We start from the raw sequence: 22,922 nt of genomic DNA on the forward strand, positions 1-22,922 counted from the left end.
CTGGGCGGACTAGTTTGAGGTGCCCCAAGTGACAAAATCGCGTGAGGAAATGTGGAGATATGCACGCCTAAGCGTGGCGCCGATGATGGATTGGACCGACCGTCACTGCCGCTACCTGCATCGGCTGCTGAGCCGTGAGGCGCTGCTCTACACCGAGATGGTGACCGCGCCGGCGCTGGTGCGGGGCGGGGCGCTGCATTTGCTGGATTTCAACGCCGAGGAGCACCCGGTGGCGTTGCAGCTGGGCGGCTCGGACCCCGCGGAGCTTGCGCAGGCGGCGCGGCTCGGGGCGGAGGCCGGCTATGACGAGATCAACCTCAACTGCGGCTGCCCCAGCGACCGGGTGCAGTCAGGCGCTTTTGGCGCCGTGCTGATGCAGACGCCGGAGCTGGTGGCTGACTGCGTCGCCGCGATGCGGGCGGCCTGCGATGTCGAGGTCACCGTGAAATGCCGCATCGGCGTCGACGATCAGGAGCCGGAGGAGGTGCTGCCGCGCTTTCTCGAGCAGATCCGCGCCGCGGGCTGCAAACGCGTCACCATCCACGCCCGCAAAGCCTGGCTGCAGGGACTGAGCCCCAAGGAAAACCGCGACATCCCGCCGCTCGACTACGATCTGGTGCACCGGATGAAGGCAGCCTTTCCCGGTCTGCACATCTCGATCAACGGCGGCATCGCCACGCTCGCGGAAGCCAGGGACCACCTCGCGCGCGGGCTCGACGGGGTGATGATCGGCCGCGCCGCGTATCACCAGCCGGCCGATATCCTCTGCGCCGCCGACCCCGAGATCTACGGCACCGGCAGCGAAAGCGACCCGGCGGAGGCGGTGCGCGCGATGCTGCCCTATATCGAGGCGCGGCTTTCCGAGGGCACCAAGCTTGCCCAGGTTACCCGCCACATGCTGGGGCTCTTTGCTGGCCGGCCAGGCGCGCGGCAGTGGCGGCGGATGCTGTCTGAGGGCGCCTGCCGAAAAGGTGCCGGCCCCGAACTGGTGGAGGAGGCGCTTGCGCAGGTGACCGCGCAGGCCGCACCCCAATCCGAAGACCGCGCGGCCCGGCAGCAGGCCATGTGAAGAAACGCGGCGGCGCGGGCGCTAATCCCTTGTGAAAACGGGCACAACGCGGCTAAGCCTTTGCGGGTGACTAGCTACCCGAGGTGCGCCCCATGCCCGATCCCGCCCTGACTGCTGCCATCCTGCCCGCACCCGCGCTGCTTGCCCAGATGGGCGTGCTGCTGGCGGTGACGGGCGCTTTTGCGGGTGTCCTCGCGGGGCTTCTGGGGGTCGGCGGCGGCATCGTGCTGGTGCCTGCGTTCTTTTATATTTTCCAGGCGCTTGGCTATGGCAGCAGCCAGCTGATGCAGATCTGCTTGGCCACTTCGCTGGCCACCATCATTGTGACCTCGCTGCGTTCTGTTCTGAGCCACAACAAGAAGGGCGCGGTGGATTGGGATATCCTGCGCGGCTGGGGCATCGGTATCGCCGTGGGCGCGGTGCTGGGGGTGATCGCCGCCTCGGCGCTGCGCTCGGCGGTGCTGCAAGGGGTGTTCGGCGGTCTGGCTCTGGTGGTCGGCGTCTACATGGGCCTGGGCCGGTCGGACTGGCGCCTGGGCACGGCAATGCCCGCGGGCGGCAAGCGGCTGGTGCTGTCGCCCGCGGTGGGGTTCCTGTCGGTCTTGATGGGGATCGGCGGCGGCAGCTTTGGTGTGCCATTGATGACGCTGCATAACGTGGCGGTGCACCGCGCTGTCGCCACCGCGGCGGGCTTTGGCGTGATCATCGCGGTTCCTTCTGTTGCGGGCTTTCTGCTCCTGGAGATCGACCCGGCCAACCGTCCGCCCTTCACTATCGGAGCCGTCAACCTGGTGGCCTTCTTCATCGTGATCGCGATGACGCTGATCACCGCGCCCTGGGGGGTGAAGCTTGCCCATGCGATGGACCCGAAACCGCTGAAACGGGTATTCGGAGCCTTCCTGGTGCTGGTGGCGCTCAATATGCTGCGCAAGGCGGCGGGGTACTGAAAGGGGTACTGAAGGTATGGAGGCACTGGAGCACTACCGCAGCATGGGCTGGGTGCGCTTCGCTTTCGATGCGCAGATTGCGGCCTGGGCCAAGGCGGCGCTGCCGCATGGCATCGCGGCGCTGCACGATCCCGTCAATGCCGGGTGGCTGCAATGCGAGGGCACCTGGTTCATCGGAGTCGATGCGCTGCCCAATGACGCCGAAGGCCGGCTGCCGGAAGGCCCGGCGCTTGCCGGTGCGCCTGTCGGGTTCATCACCCGCCACATCGGACCGCTGCCCGGTCTCCATCGGGCGCAGGTGTCCTCCGTGTTTCCCGGCTACCCGCGGCCGCGCCCCGGCGAGGGCGAGGCCGCCTTCCGCTACCGGCTGAAGCGCGATGCGGCGCATGTGGACGGGGTGACGATGTATGGCGCCCGCCGCCGCCGCCGGGTCACCGAGCCGCACGCCTGGGTGCTGGGCCTGCCGCTCAATGAAAGCTCTGCCGGTGCGGCTCCGCTGGTGATCTGGGAGGGCAGCCACCACGTCATGCGCCGCGCCTTCCTGGCGGCCTTCGCGGGCGTGCCCCAGGCCGATTGGGCAACGGTCGATGTGACCGATACCTACACCGAGGCCCGCGCCGAGGTCTTCGACACCTGCGAGCGCATCGAGGTCATGGCAAAGCCCGGCCAATCCTACCTGATGCACCGGCTCTGCCTGCATGGGGTCGCGCCCTGGGGCGACGGGGCATCCGCGCCGGAAGAGGGCCGCATGATCGCCTATTTCCGCCCGGAGATTCCGGACTGGACCGCGGGCTGGCTGGCTGAGGACTGATGCCGCTCGCGCCGGCGGACAGGCTGCGGGCGCGCGCCCGCCCGTCAGGTCAGCGCTTCTGCCCGAATGTTTCGCGCGCGAAACATCAGGTCAGCAGGGGTTCCGCATGGTGTGCAGGCGGTTAAGAAGACGCGCGCCGCGTTACCGGCGGCTGAGGCGGGCGGCGCGGCCGCCGCGGCGCTTGGTCAATTGGCTCGCGCGGGCGGGCAGGGCTTCCATCACCGCGGCGCGTTCGTCATTGCTCATCCGGGACCAGTCGCGGATCTCGTCCAGCGAGCGGTAGCAGCCTGTGCAGATGCGCGCCTCCGGGTGGACGACGCAGATCTTCACGCATGGGGATTGGATTTCGTCGCGTTTCCAAACGTCGCCGTTCATTTCTCACCCGTTCCTGATATGCCGCATCCGGTCCAATGCGCCTTGGAGAATATACGAGGCGGCGACATGGTCGATAACCTCGGCGCGGCGTTTTCGTGTCGTATCCGCCTCCAAAAGCGCGCGTTCGGCAGCCACGGTGCTGAGGCGCTCGTCCCAGAAACCGATCGGCAGCTCGGTCAGTTTCGAGAGATTGCGGGCAAAGGCGCGGGTCGACTGGCAGCGCGGGCCTTCGGAGCCGTCCATGTTGCGGGGCAGGCCGAGGAGAATGCCGCCCAGCCCGCGGGCGGCGGCGATCTCCAGCAGGCGGGCGCTGTCGAGGGTGAATTTCTTGCGCTTTACCGTCTCAAGCGGCGTGGCTACGGTGGCAAGCCCGTCCGAAACTGCGACACCGATGGTCTTGGTGCCGAGGTCGAGCCCCATCAGCGCGGACATCGGCGGCAGGGCAGCGGCGAAGTCTTCGAAGGCGTCGTGGATCATTCCGCCACTCCTGCGGCTTGCGCGGCGGCGGCAAGCTGCGCCAGCGCGGTGTCGTTGCCGGCAAAGGCGGTCTGCGCCTCGCCGTAGATTGCGCGGGCGCGGTCTGCCTCGCCCAGCACGCCGAGCGCGGTGATGAGCCGGGCCCATTCCTCCGCCGCGCCGCCTTCGGAGGCAAGACGGTCTGAGAGGCGCGAGACCATGCCGCGGATCATCTCCTGCTGCGCTTCGGGTTCCATTTCAGCGGCATTGGCGATGTCCTCGGCGCTGGGGCCGGGCAGGGCAGTGCCGTCCGCCGCGGCGGGGGGCGGGGTGACCGGGCGGTATTCGACGCCGGCGCGGGCGGCCATGTCCTCGATCTGAGCTTCGATGCCCTGGACCCACGGCGCCCCGGCCGGGCCGTCGCGCAGGGTCTCGGCCCAGATCCGGAAGGCGGCGTCGGGGCGGCCGGCTTGGCCCAGCATCACGCCCATGTAATAGCGCGCAGGACCGGAGCGGGGATTGCGTGCAAGTGCCTGGTTCAGCGCCTCTTCCGCCTCGGGCGAGACATAGCCGCCGGCGGCGAGGATCATCAGTTCGGCCAGCTCGCCGTAGTCCCGCGCGGTGGCGGCTTCGCCTTTCAGGCGGATCACGTTCTGCTTCGCGGCATAGGCGTCGCGGAAGTTTCCGAGGTTCGCTTCGTGCTGTGCCAGAAGCGCCTGGCCCTGAGGATCGTCCGGGCGTTTGCCTGCGGTTTCGCGGAGCTGAGCGACCAGGTTGGCGTAGCTTTCCTCCACTTCGGGTGCTGGCTGGGCCGGCAGGCGCGCCTCGGCCTCGGCCTGGCCGGGGCGGTTGGCCGCGCGTTCCTGCGCCAGGCTGATGCGGTGCTTGAGGCCCAGGTCGCCGTAGCCGGGCGCGCCGAGCTGGCGGTAGAGAACCAGAGTGCCGCCGATCACCAGAGCCGCGGCCAGCAGGGCGGCAGCGCGGGTGAGCGCTTTCGGCTGCGGGCTGCCGCTGCGGTGCTTCTGCAGCTGCGCGTCGGCGGCGAGGATGCGGCGGGAGATCTCGGTGCGGGTGCGCTCGGCGTCGGCTTCCCCGATCACGCCGCGGGCGAGGTCCTTGTCGACGTCGCGCAGCTGCTGCCGGTAGAGGCGCAGGTCATAGGCCGCGGCCGGTTCGCCCAACTGGCGGCCGCGCAGCAGCGCCAGCGCGATCAGCAGCGCCGCCGAGGCCGCGATGAGGGCGGATACAATCCAGAATGCCATACCGTCTCCGATCTTTGCTGCTCATCTATAGTCCGGAGGGCCTGAGAAAAAGGGCCAATCTGACGCGGGCCGCCCCGTGTCGCCGGCGCGGAACAATGCCGAAGGCCGCCGCGCATCGCCGGCGCGCCCCCACGCGGCGGCGATTTGGCTGCGGCCGGGCGGTCCCTCGTGAGGGCGCAGGGGTTTGGCTGGGATAAACTGCCAGCCACGGCGGTTCGGATCGCCGCTGCGCCCGCCGGCAATGCGCGGCTTGTTTCCATCGTTTTGGAGCGTCCCTGTCGCTCTTTCATCATACCCGCAAACCTGTGTCGCAAATACGCGCAAAGGGGACGATAAACGGCGCGGGTCTTTGGGCGTCCTCGGGCATACCAATCGGCAGACACGAACCATCGGATTCGCTCATGAAACGCTATTCAGCCTTTGCCGTGGTGCGGGAAGCCCTGCGCTATCACACCGGATGGGAACGCGCCTGGCGCTCGCCCGAACCGAAACGCCATTACGATGTCATCATCGTCGGGGCCGGCGGGCACGGGCTCGCCACCGCCTACTACCTGGGCAAGAACTACGGCATCACCAATGTAGCGGTGCTGGAGAAGGGCTGGCTGGGCGGCGGCAACACCGGGCGCAACACCACCATCATCCGCTCGAACTATCTGCAAGACCCCTCGGCCGCGATCTATGAGAAGGCGCGCAGCCTTTACGAGACGATGAGCCAGGACCTGAACTACAACGTCATGTTCTCGCCCCGCGGTGTCATCATGCTGGCGCAGACCGAGCATGAGGTGCGCGGCTACAAGCGCACCGCGCATGCCAACGCGCTGCAAGGCGTTCAGACCGAGTGGATCGAGCCTGCGCGTGTGAAGGAGCTGGTGCCGATCATCAACCTGGAAGGGCCGCGCTATCCGGTGCTGGGCGGCCTCTGGCAGGAGCGCGGCGGCACCGCGCGCCACGATGCGGTGGCCTGGGGCTATGCGCGGGCGTGCTCGGCGATGGGCATGGACATCATCCAGCAGTGCGAGGTCACCGGCGTTCGGGTGGAGAACGGCCGCATCGCGGGCGTCGACACCTCCAGAGGGGCGATTGACTGCGACAAGCTGGGCATGGTGGTTGCGGGCAACTGCTCGGTGCTGTCCGAGAAGGCGGGCTTCCGCCTGCCGGTGGAAAGCGTGGCGCTGCAGGCGCTGGTTTCCGAGCCGATCAAGCCCTGCATGGACGTGGTGGTGATGGCCAACACCGTGCATGGCTACATGTCCCAGTCCGACAAGGGCGAGATGGTGATCGGCGGCGGCACCGACGGGTTCAACAACTATACCCAGCGCGGCAGCTTCCACCATATCGAGGAGACCGTGCGCGCGCTGGTCGAGACCTTCCCGATGGTCTCGCGCCTCAAGATGCTGCGGCAGTGGGGCGGCATCGTCGACGTCACCGGCGACCGCTCGCCGATCCTGTCAAAGACCCCGGTGCAGAACTGCTTTGTCAACGCAGGCTGGGGCACCGGCGGCTTCAAGGCGATCCCGGGCTCCGGCTGGGCGATGGCGGAGCTGATGGCGACCGGCCATTCGCCCTTGACCGAGGAGTTCTCGATGAACCGCTTCCGCGAAGGCAAGTTCATCGACGAAAGCGTCGCCGCCGGGGTGGCCCACTGATGGAGTGGTTTACCTTAGAAACCACGCAGCGCGTTGGCGAACCCGCCTGCAAGACTACGGTGCTGAACGTTCAAGCTCGGCTGCAGGCTTCTGATCAAATCCTCCTCGATATGACGCCTGCGCAGGTCATTCCCTTCGAAGTAAATGCCAACCGAGTTTGCTCCAAGTCGTCGTGCATCGGCCCATTTCTCATGGTCGGAAAAGCGCTTCGAAAATTCACCCGCAATACCCACGTAGAGCACCTCGTAGTTGCGGAGGAGGGGTCTCCAAACCATGAAGGTGTACACGCCGCCAGCGTTGCCGATGAATTGGCCGAGACCGCTGTCCAATTCCTTGGCACTGAACGGATAGGAAGTTCCCGATACGCCGGGAAGGTTCACGAAGTTACAACTGCTCATCTGTATCGCCTCTTTGAGTTCTCGATACGTTCCATTCTCCCGGTGGGTGAGCGAGTTGTCAACAGCTTGTTGTCAACAGGTTTTAGCGGACGAAATATGGTGGAGAGACAATGCTGATCCTGGAATGCCCCTGCTGCGGCATCAAAGCCGAAGAAACCGAACTGCACGCGGGCGGGGAGGCGCATCTGAAGCGCTTTGGCCCCGGCTCCTCGGACGACGAGTTCCACGACTACCTGTTCATGCGCGAAAACCCCAAGGGCGTGCATTTCGAACGCTGGCGCCATGCCAATGGCTGCGGCAAGTGGTTCCATGCCGCGCGCTGCACCCAGACGCTGGAGGTCTTCGGCACCTATTCCGCCCAGACCACCGAGCCGCCGCAGGAGATCCTCGACAAGATCTCCGCCAAGCGGCCGGGCTGGCGCTGGCGCGAGCTGGCGGATGCGCGCAAATCCTCCGCTGCCTGACCCCCGGCTGACTGAAACACCTGCATTCTTTCCGAAAGGTCTGCACCCATGAGCACGCGTCTTGCCAAGCACGGCCGGCTGATCGACCGCTCCAAACAGATCGACTTTTCCTTCAACGGCAAGCGCATGAAAGGCTTTGCCGGGGACACTCTGGCCTCTGCCCTCCTGGCAAACGGCCAGGTGATGATGGGGCGGTCCTTCAAGTATCACCGTCCGCGCGGCGTCGTGGCCTCGGGGCCCGAAGAGCCCAATGCGCTGATGCAGCTCGGCACCGGCGACCGTTACGAGCCGAACCAGCGGGCGACCACCACCGAGCTCTACTCTGGCCTCACTGCGCAGTCGCAGAACCACTGGCCGAACCTGGAGTTCGACGTCCTGGCGATCAACAACAAGCTGGGCCGGTTCCTGACCGCTGGTTTCTACTACAAGATGTTCATCCACCCGCGTCCGCTGTGGAAACACCTTTACGAGCCGATCATCCGCCGCTCCGCCGGTCTGGGCCGGGCGCCGGACAAGGAGCTGAAGGACGCCGACACCTACGAGCACTTCTACTTCTTTGCCGATGTGCTGGTGATGGGCGGCGGAGTTGCGGGGCTGCAGGCCGCCAAGGCTGCGGCGGCGACCGGCGCCAAGGTGCTGGTGCTGGAGCAGAACGCCTATTGGGGCGGCCGTGCGCCGGTTGATGGCGGCACCATTGACGGCGAGGCGCCGGAGGTGTGGATCGAGAAGACTCTTGGCGAACTGCGTGCGATGGAGAACGTCACCCTGCGCAGCCGCTGCATGGGGGCGGGTGTCTATGACCACGGCTATGCGCTCGGCTACGAGCGGCTCACCGACCATGCGCCGGGGCAGGGCGGTCCGCGCCACCGGCTGTGGCGGATCCGCGCGAAGCAGATCGTCTCCGCCACCGGTGCGATCGAGCGGCCGCTCTCCTTTGCCGGCAACGATGTGCCGGGGGTGATGCTCGCGGCCTCGATGCGGGATTACGTGGTGAACTGGGGCGTGACCCCGGGCAAGAAGGTGGTGATCGCCACCAACAACGACGACGCCTACCGCACCGCGCTGGTGCTGCATGAGGCGGGCGTGGAAGTGGTGCGCCTGCTCGACACCCGGGACACGGGCGGCGGCGCGCTGATGGATGCGGTGCGCGAAAAGGGCATCCGGGTCGAATGCGGCCGCGCGATTGCCAGGGTGAAGGACGGCAAATGCGTCACCAAAGTGTCGATCTGCGCGCAGAACGGCGAGGGCGGCGCGCGCGAGGAGGTCGAGGCCGATGCGGTGGCGATGTCCGGCGGCTGGTCTCCGGTGGTGCACATGTGGTCGCACTGCGGCGGCAAGCTGATCTGGGATGACGTGAACGCGCATTTCCGCCCCGACCCGGACCGCCCGCCGCTGGGCGCCGATGGGACCGGCTTCGTGGTAAGCGCGGGCTCCGCCAGCGGGCCGCTGGCTCTGGGCGCGGTGCTGGAAGACGCTGCCGCTGCCGGCGCGCGCGCGGCCGAGGCTGCGGGCTTCCCGGCCAAGAGTGTGGAGGCCGCCAAGGGCGAAAGCGAGGCCGAGGCGCCGATGCAGCCGGTCTGGCTGATGCCTGCCAAGGCCGACATCAAGCTGCGCATGAAGTCCTGGCTCGACTACCAGAACGACGTGAAGGTCTCCGACGTGCAGCTTGCGGCGCGCGAGGGCTACGAGAGCGTCGAGCACACCAAGCGCTACACCACGCTGGGGATGGCGACCGATCAGGGGAAGCTCTCGAACATCAACGGCTTGGCGATCCTCGCCGACAGTTTGAACGCGGAGATCCCGAAGGTCGGCACCACCACCTTCCGCCCGCCCTATCACCCGATTTCCATGGGTGCGATCGGCGGCGAGGCGCGGGGCGAGATCTTCCAGCCGGTGCGCAAGACGCCGATCTACGACTGGAACCAGAAGAACGGCGCCGATTGGGAGCCGGTGGGCCAGTGGCGCCGCCCCTTCGCCTATCTGCGCGCCGGAGAGGACCGTCACAAGGCGGTGAACCGCGAGGTGAAGAACACCCGCGAGAAGCTGGGCCTGCTGGACGCCTCCACCCTGGGCAAGCTGGTGGTGAAGGGCCCGGATGCGGGGCGCTTCCTTGACATGCTGTACACCAACATGATGTCGACGCTGAAACCCGGCAAATGCCGCTACGGGCTGATGTGTTCGGAGAACGGGTTCCTGATCGACGACGGCGTGGTTGCGCGGATCGACGAGGACACCTGGCTCTGCCACACCACCACCGGCGGCGCCGAGCGCATCCACGGCCACATGGAAGAGTGGCTGCAGACCGAGTGGTGGGACTGGAAGGTCTATGTCGCCAACGTGACCGAGCAATACGCCCAGATCGCCGTGGTCGGCCCCAACGCCCGCAAGGTGCTGGAGAAGCTGAACGCTCAGGCCGGCGGGGGCATGGACGTGAGCAAGGACGCGCTGCCCTTCATGGAGTGGCGCGACGGCGAGATCGGCGGCTTCAAGGCGCGCGCCTACCGGATCTCCTTCTCGGGCGAATTGTCCTACGAGATCGCGGTGGCGGCATCGGAGGGCCAGGCGTTCTGGGATGCCCTGATGGAAGCGGGCAAGGAGTTCGGAGTGATGCCCTATGGCACCGAATGCCTGCACATCCTGCGTGCCGAGAAGGGCTTCATCATGATCGGGGACGAGACCGACGGGACCGTGATCCCGCAGGATCTTGGCCTGCACTGGGCGATCTCGAAAAAGAAGGAAGACTTCCTCGGCAAGCGCGCGCACACGCGGTCGCACATGGCGGACCCGGAGCGCTGGCAGCTTGTGGGCCTGGAGACCGTCGACGGCTCGGTGCTGCCCGATGGCGCCTATGCCCTGGGCGAGGGCGTCAATGCCAACGGCCAGCGCAACATGATCGGCCGGGTGACCTCGACCTACTACTCGGCCAACCTGGACCGCGGCATCGCCATGGGCCTGGTCAAGCACGGCCCCAAGCGGATGGGCGAGGTGATCGAGTTCCCGGGCACCGACGGCACCGTCTACAAGGCCAAGATCGTCGACCCGGTGTTTTACGACAAGGAAGGGGAAAAGCAGAATGTCTAAGGCTGTTTCCGCATTGAATGGCGCCCAGTTCTCCGGCCTGGCCAAGGTCGCGGATGCCGGTCTCCAGGGCATGATCACCCTGCGCGGCGATTTCGCCGCGCCGGCGCTGAAGGCGGCGGTTGAGGCGGCCACCGGCGCGGGCGTGCCGGAGCGCGGCCGCATCGCGCGGTCCGAAAGCGGCGCCGCGGCCTGGATGTCGCCGGACGAGCTCTTGCTTCTGGTGCCCTATGCCGAGGCCGACGCCAAGGTGGCGGCGCTGGCAGAGGCGCTGTCGGGCGAGCATGCGCTGGCGGTCAACGTCTCCGACGCGCGTGCCTTTATCAGCGTGGCGGGCGAGGGCGCACGGGAAGTGCTGGCCAAGGTGAGCCCGGTCGACTTCGACGCCGCGGAGTTCCAGCCTGGCCAGTTCCGCCGCTCGCGCTTGGCGCAGGTGGCGGGGGCCTTCTGGATGGAGGACGATGGCAGCTTCAAGGTGATCTGCTTCCGTTCGGTCGGCGAGTATGTCTTCAAGCTGCTGAGCAGCGCCGCGCACCCGCAGGCAAAGGTGGGTGTTTACTAAAATTTTCCCGGCTTTTTCAGTTGTGACGCGAAAGGGCGTCATTTACGATGCTCCCAGGGAATTCCCGGGAGCATCTTTTCTTGTTCTGCCAAGTTTAACCCGTTCCATTTCGATCTCCCGGGCCGAGCAGTTTGCAAAACTGGATTTAGTTTTAAAGGTACCGCCCCGCCTGTTTTCTGCGGGCATGGCGGCTGTGGGGGAGTATTTCATGCACCTTTTGAAGAATGGCATCGCGGCGGCGCTGGTCACTTTCGGTACCAGCGCGGCCGGGGCCGGGGAGGCGTATTACTGCAGCGCCTATCCGCTGTCGGGCACGGGCTGGATTCCGGCCGAGTTTGTGATCGAATTCATGGAACACCGCAACGCGGCGCGGGTATCGGATACGGCCTTTTCAGCGACCGTGCCGGGCCGGGTGATCCGGCGCAGCGAAACTTCGCTGGAAGTATCCTGGAGCGCAGCGCATGCGCCCGTCGGCAGCGAACCGGGGGCGGTGCGGCGGTTCCGGGCGCTTTTGAACATGGCGAACATGAAGATGACGATCAAGGCGATGCGCGAAGAGGGCATGATCCGGCTGTCGCGCGGCGCCGGGCGCTGTGTGCCCGCGGTGGCGCAAAGCCTGCTGGCGCAGCGATCGGTGAACTGAGCGTGCCGGGCTGCCCTCGCGCTGCGGTTGCGAAAGCGCGCGGGGGCTGGTAGCACATCGGCATACTAAACAAAGAGAAGTTTCCGATGACGATCATTGCGCCGCTCGCCAGCCTTGCCGCCCGGGCCCATATCACGAAGAAGGCAAAGAACGAGAAGACTAAATTGCTGATGGCAGCCGTGGTGGCCATGTCTGTGGGCGGCAGCGCTCAGGCTGCGGTGCAATCCTTTGACTGCGCGGTCGACAGTGTCGAGGAAAGCGGCTGGATCCCCGAACGGGTGCTGCTTTCCTTGGACGCAGAGGCGAACAAGGCGCGGGCCTATGACGGCTATATTCACCACGCGCACGAAAAACCGATCGACGTGAAGTTCAAGGAAGTGCGCGGCAAGTACCGGATGAGCTGGAAGCTGCCGGTGCCAAGCCGGGCGTCCGGCAGCGTGCGGGTGAGCTACACGGCGACACTGACGCCAGGCACCAATGACTTTCGGATCAAGGCGTCATTTCCGCTGAGAAACTTTGCCAACCTGCCGCGCGGTGTGGGCAGCTGCAAACTGGTCGAGGGCGACTCGCTTTACTGACGCACAGGTGCCGATGACTTGCGCAGGTACAGGAATCCGCATTCGCACCCTTGACCTGCCCAAGGCCGCGCAGCATGTATCGGCACAGGAACGCAACATTTTTTGACAGGGGGCCCAAAATGGCTTTTGAACTTCCCGATCTTCCTTACGCCCATGACGCGCTGGCATCCAAGGGCATGTCCGCGGAAACCCTGGAATACCACCACGACCTGCACCACAAGGCCTATGTCGACAACGGCAACAAGCTGATCGCCGGCACCGAGTGGGAAGGCAAGTCGCTGGAAGAGATCATCAAGGGCACCTATGACGCCAGCGCGGTGGCCCAGAACGGTATCTTCAACAACATTTCGCAGCTGTGGAATCACAACCAGTTCTGGGAAATGATGGGCCCGGGCGAGAGCAAGATGCCGGGTGAGCTGGAAAAGGCGCTGACCGAGAACTTCGGTTCGGTTGACAAGTTCAAGGAAGAGTTCTCCGCCGCGGGTGCGGGCCAGTTCGGCTCGGGCTGGGCTTGGCTGGTGCAGGAGCAGGACGGCAGCCTGAAGGTCACCAAGACCGAAAACGGCGTGAACCCCGTGTGCTTCAACCAGACCGCTCTGCTGGGCTGCGACGTGTGGGAGCATTCCTACTACATCGATTTCCGCAACAAGCGCCCGGCCTATCTGTCGAACTTCCTCGACAAACTGGTGAACTGGGAAAACGTCGCCTCGCGCATGGGTTGAACCCCGCCGCAGATGTGAGGCGCCGCCCCGCCGGGGCGGCCCGGACAGCCCCCGTGCAGCCTTGCTGCGCGGGGGTTTTTGCGTCGCGGCGCAGGAACCTTGCCCCGCCGCCATGCGTTAAATCCAGACAATACGAAGCAACGGAGGATGCCATGGCTGAGCGCAAGAGATCCAAGGACGGACACCGCGAAACGGATGATCTGCTCGGGGCCGAGGGCACCGTGTCTCATCAGGGCCGCACGGGCGGCAATCTGCAGCGCGACATCGCTACGGAGGACGAGGAGAAGCGGGCCAAGTCGCGCCCTGCCGGCGCCACCCGCGTGACCAAATCGAAAGAGCAGGAAAACACCGATGACTAAACTTTCCAAAGGCACCTGGGTGCTGGTTGCCGATAGCGAAAAGGCTCTGTTTCTGGAGAACGTGACCGACGCCGAGGACCCCTATCTGGAGGTGCGCAGCAAGGACGAGCAGGAGAACCCCTCGGACCGGGAGCAATCGGCCAACCGGCCCGGCCGCTTCAACGACGGGCCGAGCGTGCACCGCTCGGCAGTGGATGATACCGACTGGCATGAGCTGGCGAAAGAACGCTTTGCCTCGGATCTCGCCGATAAGCTCTACAAGATGGCGCACAAGGGCAAGTTCGAAAAACTGGTGCTGGTGGCGGCCCCGGACGTGCTGGGCGAGCTGCGCCGGAACCTGCACACGGAGGTTGAGGACCGCGTCGCCGGCGAGATCGCCAAGAACCTCACCAACCACCCGCTCGACAAGATCGAGCAGATGGTCCGCGACGAGCTGGAGGCCGGCTGACGCCGCCTCTGAGGGTTGAACCCCCGAAACCCGGGACCGGGGGTTGACGCGGGTCCCGCCCCGGTGTCTGGAAGCCTGTGGCAACGGTTTGCTGACGGACACGGGAAGGGGCGGGGCCCGCAATGAGCGAAGCACATAAGGGCGTGGCCGCGATCCTTGCAGCCTGCACCATATGGGGGCTCTCGGGCCTCCTGTACAAGGCACTCTCCAACGTGGCCCCGGTCGAAGTGCTGGCGCACCGGGTGCTGTGGTCCTTTGTCTTCTTTGCCGCGGTGCTGCTGGTGCAGGGCCGCTTTGGCCTGACCGTGTCGGCGCTGAAAGACCGGGGCCGGGCGCTGCGGGTTCTGGCGGCAACTGCGATGATTTCCTTCAACTGGTTCCTGTTCATCTCCTCGGTGCAAACCGGCAAGGCGGTTGAAGCGTCTCTTGGTTATTACATCTTCCCGCTTTTGAGCGTTCTGATGGGCCGCTTCCTGTTTGCCGAACTGCTTCTGCCTGCCCAGAAACTGGCGGCGCTGCTGGCGGCCGCTGCGGTGCTGGTTCTGACGCTGGGGCTTGGGGTCGCCCCCTGGGTGTCGCTGCTGCTGGCGGGAAGTTTTGCGGCCTATGGCGCGCTGAAGAAGGGTCTGGATCTGGGGCCAGTGGTCTCTGTCACCACCGAGGTTCTGATGCTTCTGCCGCTGGCGCTGGCGGTGATCTGGGCCAGCGGCGGCGGCGGATTTCAGGCGGGCGGACGCGACGCGCTTCTTCTGATGCTTTCCGGGCCGCTGACCGGGCTGCCGTTGATCCTGTTCAGCTATGCCGCCCGCCGGGTGCGGCTGGGAACCGTCGGCGTGCTGCAGTACCTGAACCCGACCCTGCAATTCATGGTTGCGGTACTGATCTTCGGCGAACTGTTCACGCCCTTGCACGGTATTGCCTTTGCGCTGATCTGGGCGGGGGTGTTCCTGTTCTGCGCTGCCGCTCTGAAGCAGGAGCGCCGCGCGGCGCGGGTCTAACGCCCCCCGTGGCCGTGATGCCTTTCTGTGAGGTTTTTCAAGGCCAAAGCGCTTTCGTGTTTTGACCGCTGCCGGCGGGGTTGCTAGGTTTGCGCATCAAGCGGGAGAGCACATCCCGCAGCACGGGACGGACATGAAGGACGAAGATGGCTGAGAGAACTGGACGCGGGGGCCCTGCGGCCCTGATGTTGGGCGGCGCCGCCGCAGTGGCCGTGGTGCTGGGCGGCTATGCGCTGGTTCAGATCAGCGGCTTCGGCAGCGGACCGGGCGGGCCTGACGATGGCGCCGGGAACGCTGGCGGGTCAGGGGACAGCACCGCGGTGGAAGTGGCCCCGGCCGGGCGGGAGTCAAACCAGCCGCTGACCGATATCCTGCTGCGTGAGGCAGAGCAGGCGGCTGCGGCGGAGGACGGTCCCCTGCAGACCCAGCCGGCAGCGGCGGAAGACGCACCCGGGGCGGAGCGGTCCGAGGAGCAGATCGCCGTGCCCGCCCCTGAGGCAGTGGCGGAGCCGGACCCGGCGGTGGAAGCGGAAGTTCCGGTGGAGCCGGAGGCGGCAGAGGAGGACGCGGTTGCCTTCACAGATCCCGCGGATCCTGCACAGCCCGGGACAAAAGCCATGGTTGAAACGGAGCCCGATGCGGCAATGACGGGTCTTCCGGTAATGGAAGCGCCGGAGCTCAGCCTGGTCCGGGTCGACCGCGACGGCGATGTTGTGATCGCCGGACGGGCGCAGCCCGGAGCGCGGGTCGCGGTGCTGCTCGACGGCGAAGTGCTGGCGGAGATCCAGGTGGCGCAAGACGGGGAGTTCGTCTCGCTTGCCTCGATTGAGCCATCCGGCAGCCCCCGGGTGATCTCGCTTCTTGCCGAGCATGAGGGGCAGGAAAGCGTCTCGGACAATTCCTTCATTCTCGCACCGGTGACGGTCGCTCTTGCCGAGGCAGCGGAAGGTTCGCAGGAGGAGAACGGGGCCGGAGCGCCCGAAGCGGCGGCCGCGGCGGATGCGGCCGTAGACCCCGAAGCGGCGGCCATGGCGGATGCGGCCGTAGACCCCGAAGCGGCGGCCATGGCGGATGCGGCCGTAGAGCCCGAAAGGGCGGCCGCGGCAGATACGTCCGGCGAGGAGGAACAGGTGGCGGCTGCCCCGAGGGAGGACATTGCGGAGCCTGCGCTGGACGGCGCTGCTGTGCCGCAAGAGACCGCTGAGAGGGTTGCGGAGGCGGAGGCCGGCCGGCCGGCACCCGCTGACGCGGCGGCCCCTGAGACCGCCGCGCCGCCGGAACCCGCTGCGGAAACCGGCACCGCGGTCGCCGTGCTCCGCGCGGGCGCCGATGGGGTCGAGGTGGTGCAGCCCGCACCGCTGTCCGACCCGGCTCTGATCGGCGAGGTGGCGCTCGATGCAATCAGTTACTCCGAAGCCGGCAGCGTGGAGCTGGCAGGCCGGGCAAGACCGCAGTCTCTGGTCCGTATCTACATCGACAATGCCCCGGTGGCCGAGGCTTCGGCTGAAGGCTCGGGCCGCTGGAGCGGCAGCCTTGCCGGGGTGGCGCCGGGGCTCTACACCCTGCGCGTCGATGAGGTGGAGGCGGACACCGGTGCGGTTCTGAGCCGCATGGAGACCCCGTTCAAGCGCGAAGCGCCCGGGGATCTGGCGCTGCCTGCCGCGGAGGATGCGCCTGCCGGGCACGAGCCGCTGGTGCAGGCGGTCACGGTGCAGAAGGGCGATACGCTCTGGGCGATCTCGCGGAAAAACTACGGCAGCGGACTGCTTTATGTGCGCCTGTTCGAAGCAAACCGGGATGCGATCCGCGACCCCGACCTGATCTACCCGGGGCAGGTTTTCGCCATCCCCGACTGACACCCGGTAAATCCGCGCCGCCGCAGGCGCGTTCTTCCTCCCCCCGCGCAAGCCCGGCCTTCGCTGCCTATTTCGCAAGGTCCAGCAAGGAAAAGCGATGACCCAGACCGAGACCCCCACCGCGCAGGACGAACGCCGCTCCGGCCTGCGCACGATGCGCAAGGTTGGCCCCTACCTCTGGCCCAAGGGGCACCGCAGCATCAAGGCCCGTGTGGTGATCGCGCTGGCGGTGCTGGTTGCCGCCAAGCTGATCGCTGTCTACACCCCGATCCTCTACAAGGGCGCGGTGGACGGCCTGGCGGGGGAGGGCGTGCCGCCCCTGGCGCTGGGGGCCATCGGGCTGACCGTCGCCTATGGCATGTCGCGCATTCTCACTACCGGCTTCCAGCAGCTGCGCGATGCGGTCTTTGCGCCGGTAGGGCAGCGGGCGCTGCGGCGGCTGGCGCTGGAGACCTTCACCCACATCCACCGCCTGTCGATGCGCTATCACATCACCCGCAAGACCGGCGGGCTCAGCCGGATCATCGAGCGCGGGGTGAAGGGGGTGGAGTTCCTTCTGCGCTTCATGCTGTTCTCCATCGCCCCCCTGATCCTGGAGCTCACGCTGGTCGCGGTGATCCTCACCGTGATGTTCGATGCGCGCTATCTGCTGGTGGTTGCCGTCACGATCGCGCTCTACGTCGCCTTTACCTTTGCCGTCACCGAATGGCGGGTGAAGCTGCGGCGGGAGATGAACGCACAGGACACCGACGCGAACCAGAAGGCGATCGACAGCCTGTTGAACTTCGAGACGGTGAAGTATTTCGTCGCCGAGGAGCGCGAGGCGGCGCGCTATGATGGCGCCATGCGCGGCTATGCCCGTGCCGCGCTGAAGACCGCCTATTCTCTGGCCTTCCTGAACTTCGGCCAGAGCGTGATAATCACCGTGGGGCTGGTGGGCGTGATGGTGATGGCCGCGGCAGGCGTGCAGGACGGCAGCATGACCGTCGGCGATTTTGTGATGGTTAACGCCTACATGATCCAGATCACCGTGCCGCTCAATTTCCTCGGCACCGTTTACCGCGAAATCCGCCAGAGCCTTGTGGACATGGGGGAGATGTTCGACCTCTTGGAGCAGCCCGCCGATGTGACCGACCGCGCGGGCGCAAAACCTTTGCGGGTGAACGGCGGACGCATCACGCTGGAGGATGTGCGGTTCTCCTACGACAGCGGCCGGGAGATCCTGAAAGGCATCAGCCTGGAGGTGCAGCCGGGCCAGACCGTCGCCATCGTCGGCTCCACCGGCTCGGGCAAGTCCACCATCGGGCGTCTCCTGTTCCGCTTCTACGACGTCACCGGCGGCGCGCTGAAGATTGACGGGCAGGACGTGCGCGACGTGACCCAGAAGAGCCTGCATCAGGCGATCGGGGTGGTGCCGCAGGATACGGTGCTGTTCAACGACACCATCCGCTACAATATCGCCTATGGCCGCGAGGGCGCCACCCAGGAAGAGGTGGAGCAGGCCGCGCGCGACGCGCAGATCCACGACTTCATCGCGGCGCTGCCCGAGGGCTATGACACCCCGGTGGGCGAGCGCGGGCTGAAGCTGTCGGGCGGGGAGAAGCAGCGGGTGGGGATCGCGCGGACGCTTCTGAAAAACCCGCCGATCCTGCTGCTGGACGAGGCGACCTCGGCGCTCGATACCGGCACCGAGCAGGAGATCCAGGAAGCGCTGGCACGCGCCGGGCAGGGGCGCACGGTGATTACCATCGCGCATCGGCTGTCCACGATTGCCGAGGCCGACCGGATTGTTGTGCTGGAGCAGGGCGAGATCGCCGAGACCGGCACCCACGCCGAGCTTCTGGCCCGCGACGGGCGCTATGCTGTGCTCTGGCGGCGTCAGCAGGCGGGCGAGCAGGCCGCATAGCGCGGCCCGCCTGATGCGGCTTGCGGGGGCCTAGCCGCCGACGTAGACGCCGCGTTTGGGATAGTAGAAGACCTTCTGATTGTGCAGCCGGCCGAGCAGCTCATGGATGCGCCGCAGCTGCGCGTCGGCATCGGGACCTGAAGCCTCCCCGCCTGCGGGCGCATCGGCCAGCTCATCCCGCCGGCGCATCAGCGCGGCTTCTATCAGATCCATGTCCTCAACCGACAGGGCAAACATCTCGTTGAACTCGGGCATCTTCGCCTCCCAGCACTGGCTTCCGGAGCTGCAACAGGGGGCGCCGCGGGCCCGCCAGGGCGCGGCGCCATAACAACAGGATGCGGGAGCATCGGGCGTTTGGCTAGGGGGGAACGTCCGGGGCGGTGTGGGAGGGCGCGGCCCGGCCCGGCGCTTCGGACGGTCAGCGTTTCTCTGCCGCTGCCACCACCGAGGGCAGCATGCTGTCGACGCAAAGCGGAATCGAGAAACTGGCGACCACGCCCGGGGTGTGCGTCGCGTCCGGCTTTTCGGCGGTCGATACGACTATTGTCGGGATTTTCTTCGCGGTGAGCCAGTCCAGAGCCTGGCGCGACTGTGTATCCCAGAATCTCAGGTCCACAATTGCCGCATCGAAGCTGTGGGCGTCCGCTGTCTTCAGTTTTTTCAGGTCATAGCCGTAGTGGTAAAACGCGGCATAGCCGATTGAGCTCAGTGCCTCCTCGATATCGATTGCGAGCACTGCATTGCCGGTGAGAAGAACGATTATTTTATCGCTGTGAGGCGCTGTCTTGGTCATATCAGCCTCCTTATCCCATCATAGCACAAGATTGCAATAAACATATAATTTTCAATTACTTATGTTGACATCCTTTAGGCTTATCGACAGCTTGCGCGACCAGTGCAGGCGCCCTTGACGGCTGAAGCTGGCCAGTTTGGATCACTTGAACACCCGGCGCAGGCGGCGTAGGCTGAGTAAGTAAGTGACCACGTGGGGTTGACGCATGGCGAATGCGAAGAGAATGGAGCGGCTTCAGATCATGGTCTCTGATGAAGAGCTTCGCGCGCTGGACGACTTCCGCTTCGCTGCACGCATGCCGAGCCGGGCGTCCGCAGTCCGTGAGCTGCTCCGGCGTGGCCTCGCTGCCGAGGGTTACTTCGATCAGACCACCGGCGGGGAGGCTTCGGGCAGCTTCGGTATCCTGGGGTCCGAGGAGTAGGGGGCTTAGGTCCCGCGCGCGGATTCATCGCGACCGGCCGTTCCTGCGGCTCCTCGGCGTGGTCCTGTTACGGGGGGGCGTTTCGGCCGCAGAGGAGGGACGGTTTCGCGCGGCCGGCGGCGGAGTGCCGCCAGAAGCTTCCCTAATACCAATCGCGCAAAACGTTCACGCGCGCCGCGGCCGGCTGGCGCGGGATCTTGCAGAAGAGGGCTGCCGCAACCGGCTGTGCGGCCGGAACAGCCAAGCAGCGAAAGCGTCTTAATTGCCATCGGAAGGGGGCGGCAAACGGCGCCGTCAGCAGCGTTTGCGCTTTGCCATTATGCATGCGGCCAAAGGTTACCGCGCAGCGGGATCATCTATGACCAGATGATCCGCGTTCCACAGGGCCGGGCAAACTTCTGCCTCGGCATGGCCGTTGCGGAGTCTGCGGCACGCCCCAACTGGAATATCTTGAGCGATCAGCACGTAATCCGTCATCATTGCGGCGGTTTGCGGCGCTAGGGCCGCGTGGATGCCGTCCAGGGCTACCCCTGTATCGCAGGGAAGGAATACGCTCGCGCCGCCGACGCCAGTATCTGTCAGCGGTTGCCCGAAGGGCACCCCGACGGCGCCCAGAACGCACACGGCTGTCTGCAGTTCGATGGCGCGCGCCCGCGCGCAGCTGAAGACCCTGTTGTAGCCGGTTATCATGTCGGTCTTTGCCGGGATGATAACCAGGTCCAGATCGAGCTCTCCCAGACGGGACCACAAGGCGGTGAATTCGCTGTCCAGACAGATAATCACGGCAACTCTCAGCCCGTTCCACGTAATCACGTTGATGGTATCGCCATGCACGGTGATGCCGCCGGCTCCCTGAGCTTCGAGCGGGGTCAGGCTCAGCTTGTCCTGGCTGTGGCGCGCGCCGCCGGGGGTGAGCAGCCAGGCGCGGTTCAGATAGGCCGGGACGCCATTCACCGGAGCGGCGGCGAACGGGATCGTGCCGGGGAGAATGGAAATGCCCTGCCGCGCGGACATTGCTGCGATGGCATCCAGCGCGGACTCTCCCTGTTCGGCAAGCCATCCAAGGATTTCATTCGGGGGAAGGCCGGCAGGGGCAAAGCTCAGCCATTGGGCGCAGGCGAATTCGGGAAGCACCAGCATGTGTGCACCGCGCGCCGCTGTCTGGGCGGCCCGCGCTTCCAGCTGGGCAAGCCACACGCCCAGGTCCGGTACCGCGGGCTCAAGATTGGAAGCCCACAAGTCAATCGAAACGTGCTCCACTGATCGCTCCCTTTGAAATCGACTAATGGGAGATAGGGCCGCAAGGCGCAAAGACAACTGCGGCTTTAGGCTGCCCGGGGCGCATATTCCGGGGCGGACGGCGCCCCTCCGCAGGGCTGCAGGCCCAAAAGCCCCGCCGGTCCGGCGGGGCTTCTGTTGATGTGCTCGCGCGCATCCCTTGCCGGGCGCAATTGCTTGCGCCGAACGCCCTCCTGCGCCGCCTTGCCTGCGCGGGCAGCCGCGCTCCTAGGGCGCGATGTTCTGGTTGACCCGGAAGAGGTTGTCCGGGTCGTAGCGGCGCTTGACCTCCAGCAGCCGGTCGTAGTTGCCGCCGAAGTTGTCGCGCACACGGCCGGCATCATCCTCGTCCATGAAGTTGATGTATCCGCCCGGTTCGGAATGCGGCGCCACAGCGTCGGAGTAGCCGCGCACCCACTTCTTGTGCGCAGCGTCGTCTGCCGGATCGTCCGATGCCGCCAGAATAACCATCGAGAAATTCGCATCCCGGTGCCCGAAGGCCGTCGCGCCGGCATCGACGTCATGGCACGCTCCGTTGATCGGGTAGAGGTGCATGCCCGAGCTTACGGTAGGCGCATCCGGACCGTGCCGGACGTGGGCGGCAATGGCCTCGTCGGTCAGCTCCTTCACGAAGTTGCCCTTCCAGTATTGCCGGATACCTGGAGGGAAAAGCCCGTCGAAAGCCGTGTTGATGGCGGGATAGGGAACCGGCCCGACCATCTCGGCCTTTACCTCTGCGACCTCGTGAAATGGCTTGAACTGCCGCTCGCCCTCGGCGGGGTCGCCGGACCAGCAGGCAACGATGGCGCAGAACATGTCGCCGTGCCGGTCTTCGGGAATGAACGGCAGCGGCGGCGCGATTTGGAAGGCCGGGAAGGCGCCCATTTCCCGGGGGGCATCCTTGATGTAGTCGCGGAAAAACCTGAAGACCGTCTCTGTCTCGCCGGGCTCGTAGAACATCGGCCCCCAGTAGACCGTATCCACCGGCTGAAGCTTGTACTCGAAGGAGGTGACGACACCGAAATTCCCGCTTCCGCCCCGGATCGCCCAGAAGAGGTCGGCATTCTGGTTTTCGTCCGCGACGAGCATTTTGCCGTCGGCGGTCACGATATCCGCAGAAATCAGGTTGTCGAGCGACAGGCCGTGCCCGCGCGCCAGGTAGCCGATGCCGCCGCCGAGGGTCAGCCCGGCAATGCCGGTGGTGGAAATTATGCCGCCCGTGGTGGCGAGGCCGAACGCATGTGTCGCCGCGTTGAAGTCCCCCCAGGTGGCGCCGCCTTCAGCCCGGGCTGTCCGGGTATCGGGATCGACGCGGACACCGCGCATCCGCGACAGATCCAGGACCACCCCGCCATCGTTCGTGCCAAAACCAGGTCCGCTGTGACCGCCGCCGCGCACCGACAGGTCGTGACCGTTGTCGCGGGCGTAATTGACGGCCGCCATGACGTCCCCGGCATTCGCCGCCCGCACGATAATAGCGGGCCGCTTGTCGATCATGCCGTTGTGGACCTTGCGCGCCTCTTCATAGCCGGCGTCGTTTTCCGAGATCACATCTCCATGGATCAGGCCGCCGAGCTCGCTTGGTGAATTGGCCATCATAGTACCCTCCCTGAATGGCCCGCCTCTGGGAGAAGCGGGCTGGTTTCGGAGGCGGCCAGCGGGATCACCGGACTACGAGAAACAGTCGCAGGCGGGGAAGGCACCGGCCGGCTCATGATTCTGTGACCAGCTGCAATTATACCATAGGCCACGCCCAGGGCCGAGTTCGCTCCGCCTGCCACGCGGCTTTCTTCCGGCTTCTTCCTGCCTGCGCAGCGGCCGCATCTGCGGCAGTTCCGGGCGCTGGCAGGGA

24 protein-coding genes are annotated in these 22,922 nt (G+C 66.0%); 16 read left to right on the forward strand and 8 right to left on the reverse strand.

What is annotated here, in order from left to right:
• The first annotated feature begins 49 nt into the window (after nucleotides 1-49).
• The 3 genes from dusA (at nucleotide 50) to ACOHWE_RS01365 (ending at nucleotide 2,827) form a co-directional block, all read left to right on the forward strand.
• Nucleotides 50-1,069, forward strand: coding sequence for a tRNA dihydrouridine(20/20a) synthase DusA (dusA, locus tag ACOHWE_RS01355; RefSeq protein ID WP_420663586.1), 1,020 nt, complete (start codon nucleotides 50-52; stop codon nucleotides 1,067-1,069).
• A 92-nt stretch (nucleotides 1,070-1,161) separates the two neighbouring features.
• Nucleotides 1,162-2,016, forward strand: a complete 855-nt coding sequence (locus ACOHWE_RS01360) for a sulfite exporter TauE/SafE family protein (protein WP_420663587.1) — start codon at nucleotides 1,162-1,164, stop codon at nucleotides 2,014-2,016.
• Nucleotides 2,017-2,032: 16 nt separating this feature from the next.
• Entirely contained in the window at nucleotides 2,033-2,827 is a 795-nt protein-coding gene (locus tag ACOHWE_RS01365) for a hypothetical protein (RefSeq protein ID WP_420663588.1), read from the forward strand.
• Nucleotides 2,828-2,968: 141 nt separating this feature from the next.
• Here the strand turns inward: ACOHWE_RS01365 and ACOHWE_RS01370 are convergent, their stop codons facing one another.
• From ACOHWE_RS01370 to ccmI, 3 genes are read right to left on the reverse strand one after another with little or no spacing between them, the layout of a single operon-like run.
• The gene (locus tag ACOHWE_RS01370) at nucleotides 2,969-3,202 is read right to left on the reverse strand and encodes a DUF1289 domain-containing protein (RefSeq protein ID WP_420663589.1); all 234 of its coding nucleotides are present in this window, start codon (nucleotides 3,200-3,202) and stop codon (nucleotides 2,969-2,971) included.
• A gap of 3 nt (nucleotides 3,203-3,205) precedes the next feature.
• Nucleotides 3,206-3,679 (reverse strand): Holliday junction resolvase RuvX, encoded by a 474-nt coding sequence (gene ruvX, locus ACOHWE_RS01375; protein ID WP_420663590.1) that lies wholly within the window; start codon nucleotides 3,677-3,679, stop codon nucleotides 3,206-3,208.
• Entirely contained in the window at nucleotides 3,676-4,920 is a 1,245-nt protein-coding gene (ccmI, locus tag ACOHWE_RS01380) for a c-type cytochrome biogenesis protein CcmI (RefSeq protein ID WP_420663591.1), read from the reverse strand. Before ccmI ends, ruvX begins: the two co-directional genes overlap by 4 nt.
• 401 nt (nucleotides 4,921-5,321) lie before the next feature.
• Between ccmI and ACOHWE_RS01385 the strand changes: the two genes are divergently transcribed.
• Nucleotides 5,322-6,566, forward strand: a complete 1,245-nt coding sequence (locus ACOHWE_RS01385) for a sarcosine oxidase subunit beta family protein (RefSeq protein ID WP_420663592.1) — start codon at nucleotides 5,322-5,324, stop codon at nucleotides 6,564-6,566.
• Nucleotides 6,567-6,580: 14 nt separating this feature from the next.
• Here the strand turns inward: ACOHWE_RS01385 and ACOHWE_RS01390 are convergent, their stop codons facing one another.
• Nucleotides 6,581-6,964: a GIY-YIG nuclease family protein gene (locus ACOHWE_RS01390; protein WP_420663593.1), complete on the reverse strand. Its 384-nt coding sequence runs from the start codon at nucleotides 6,962-6,964 to the stop codon at nucleotides 6,581-6,583.
• A gap of 110 nt (nucleotides 6,965-7,074) precedes the next feature.
• Between ACOHWE_RS01390 and ACOHWE_RS01395 the strand changes: the two genes are divergently transcribed.
• From ACOHWE_RS01395 to ACOHWE_RS01445, 11 genes are all read left to right on the forward strand, one after another.
• Nucleotides 7,075-7,428 carry a sarcosine oxidase subunit delta gene (locus tag ACOHWE_RS01395; protein ID WP_420663594.1) on the forward strand — a complete coding sequence of 118 codons (354 nt, stop codon included), beginning with the start codon at nucleotides 7,075-7,077 and terminating at the stop codon, nucleotides 7,426-7,428.
• A gap of 48 nt (nucleotides 7,429-7,476) precedes the next feature.
• Nucleotides 7,477-10,509 carry a sarcosine oxidase subunit alpha family protein gene (locus tag ACOHWE_RS01400; protein ID WP_420663595.1) on the forward strand — a complete coding sequence of 1,011 codons (3,033 nt, stop codon included), beginning with the start codon at nucleotides 7,477-7,479 and terminating at the stop codon, nucleotides 10,507-10,509.
• Entirely contained in the window at nucleotides 10,502-11,068 is a 567-nt protein-coding gene (locus ACOHWE_RS01405; protein WP_420663596.1) for a sarcosine oxidase subunit gamma, read from the forward strand. The genes ACOHWE_RS01400 and ACOHWE_RS01405 overlap by 8 nt, the downstream gene beginning before the upstream one ends.
• Complete coding sequence (locus ACOHWE_RS01410) at nucleotides 11,058-11,711, forward strand: hypothetical protein (protein ID WP_420663597.1); 654 nt, start codon at nucleotides 11,058-11,060, stop codon at nucleotides 11,709-11,711. Before ACOHWE_RS01405 ends, ACOHWE_RS01410 begins: the two co-directional genes overlap by 11 nt.
• Before the next feature lie 86 nt (nucleotides 11,712-11,797).
• Nucleotides 11,798-12,289 carry a hypothetical protein gene (locus ACOHWE_RS01415; protein ID WP_420663598.1) on the forward strand — a complete coding sequence of 164 codons (492 nt, stop codon included), beginning with the start codon at nucleotides 11,798-11,800 and terminating at the stop codon, nucleotides 12,287-12,289.
• Nucleotides 12,290-12,408: 119 nt separating this feature from the next.
• Complete coding sequence (locus ACOHWE_RS01420; RefSeq protein WP_420663599.1) at nucleotides 12,409-13,011, forward strand: superoxide dismutase; 603 nt, start codon at nucleotides 12,409-12,411, stop codon at nucleotides 13,009-13,011.
• Between the two features lie 152 nt (nucleotides 13,012-13,163).
• Nucleotides 13,164-13,370 (forward strand): hypothetical protein, encoded by a 207-nt coding sequence (locus ACOHWE_RS01425; protein WP_420663600.1) that lies wholly within the window; start codon nucleotides 13,164-13,166, stop codon nucleotides 13,368-13,370.
• Nucleotides 13,363-13,818, forward strand: a complete 456-nt coding sequence (locus ACOHWE_RS01430) for a host attachment family protein (protein ID WP_420663601.1) — start codon at nucleotides 13,363-13,365, stop codon at nucleotides 13,816-13,818. The genes ACOHWE_RS01425 and ACOHWE_RS01430 overlap by 8 nt, the downstream gene beginning before the upstream one ends.
• A gap of 122 nt (nucleotides 13,819-13,940) precedes the next feature.
• Complete coding sequence (gene rarD / locus ACOHWE_RS01435; RefSeq protein WP_420663602.1) at nucleotides 13,941-14,816, forward strand: EamA family transporter RarD; 876 nt, start codon at nucleotides 13,941-13,943, stop codon at nucleotides 14,814-14,816.
• A 185-nt stretch (nucleotides 14,817-15,001) separates the two neighbouring features.
• On the forward strand, nucleotides 15,002-16,672 hold the full coding sequence (locus ACOHWE_RS01440) for a LysM peptidoglycan-binding domain-containing protein (protein WP_420663603.1): 1,671 nt from the start codon (nucleotides 15,002-15,004) through the stop codon (nucleotides 16,670-16,672).
• 97 nt (nucleotides 16,673-16,769) lie between these two features.
• Nucleotides 16,770-18,578 carry an ABCB family ABC transporter ATP-binding protein/permease gene (locus ACOHWE_RS01445; RefSeq protein WP_420663604.1) on the forward strand — a complete coding sequence of 603 codons (1,809 nt, stop codon included), beginning with the start codon at nucleotides 16,770-16,772 and terminating at the stop codon, nucleotides 18,576-18,578.
• Nucleotides 18,579-18,608: 30 nt separating this feature from the next.
• On the opposite strand, the gene ACOHWE_RS01450 is transcribed toward ACOHWE_RS01445, so the two are convergent.
• Complete coding sequence (locus ACOHWE_RS01450) at nucleotides 18,609-18,833, reverse strand: hypothetical protein (protein ID WP_420663605.1); 225 nt, start codon at nucleotides 18,831-18,833, stop codon at nucleotides 18,609-18,611.
• Between the two features lie 163 nt (nucleotides 18,834-18,996).
• Nucleotides 18,997-19,371 carry a response regulator gene (locus ACOHWE_RS01455; protein WP_420663606.1) on the reverse strand — a complete coding sequence of 125 codons (375 nt, stop codon included), beginning with the start codon at nucleotides 19,369-19,371 and terminating at the stop codon, nucleotides 18,997-18,999.
• Between the two features lie 241 nt (nucleotides 19,372-19,612).
• On the opposite strand from ACOHWE_RS01455, the gene ACOHWE_RS01460 reads away from it, so the two are divergent.
• Entirely contained in the window at nucleotides 19,613-19,792 is a 180-nt protein-coding gene (locus ACOHWE_RS01460; RefSeq protein ID WP_420663607.1) for a hypothetical protein, read from the forward strand.
• Nucleotides 19,793-20,128: 336 nt separating this feature from the next.
• Here ACOHWE_RS01460 and ACOHWE_RS01465 read toward each other — a convergent pair whose 3' ends face one another.
• Both ACOHWE_RS01465 and ACOHWE_RS01470 read right to left on the reverse strand, forming a co-directional pair.
• The gene (locus ACOHWE_RS01465; protein ID WP_420663608.1) at nucleotides 20,129-21,052 is read right to left on the reverse strand and encodes a nitrilase-related carbon-nitrogen hydrolase; all 924 of its coding nucleotides are present in this window, start codon (nucleotides 21,050-21,052) and stop codon (nucleotides 20,129-20,131) included.
• Between the two features lie 246 nt (nucleotides 21,053-21,298).
• Nucleotides 21,299-22,666: an FAD-binding oxidoreductase gene (locus ACOHWE_RS01470; protein ID WP_420663609.1), complete on the reverse strand. Its 1,368-nt coding sequence runs from the start codon at nucleotides 22,664-22,666 to the stop codon at nucleotides 21,299-21,301.
• Nucleotides 22,667-22,922 lie beyond the last annotated feature (256 nt).

It is taken from the genome of Cribrihabitans neustonicus (assembly GCF_048820895.1).
GTDB classification, from domain to species: Bacteria; Pseudomonadota; Alphaproteobacteria; order Rhodobacterales; family Rhodobacteraceae; genus Cribrihabitans_A; species Cribrihabitans_A neustonicus.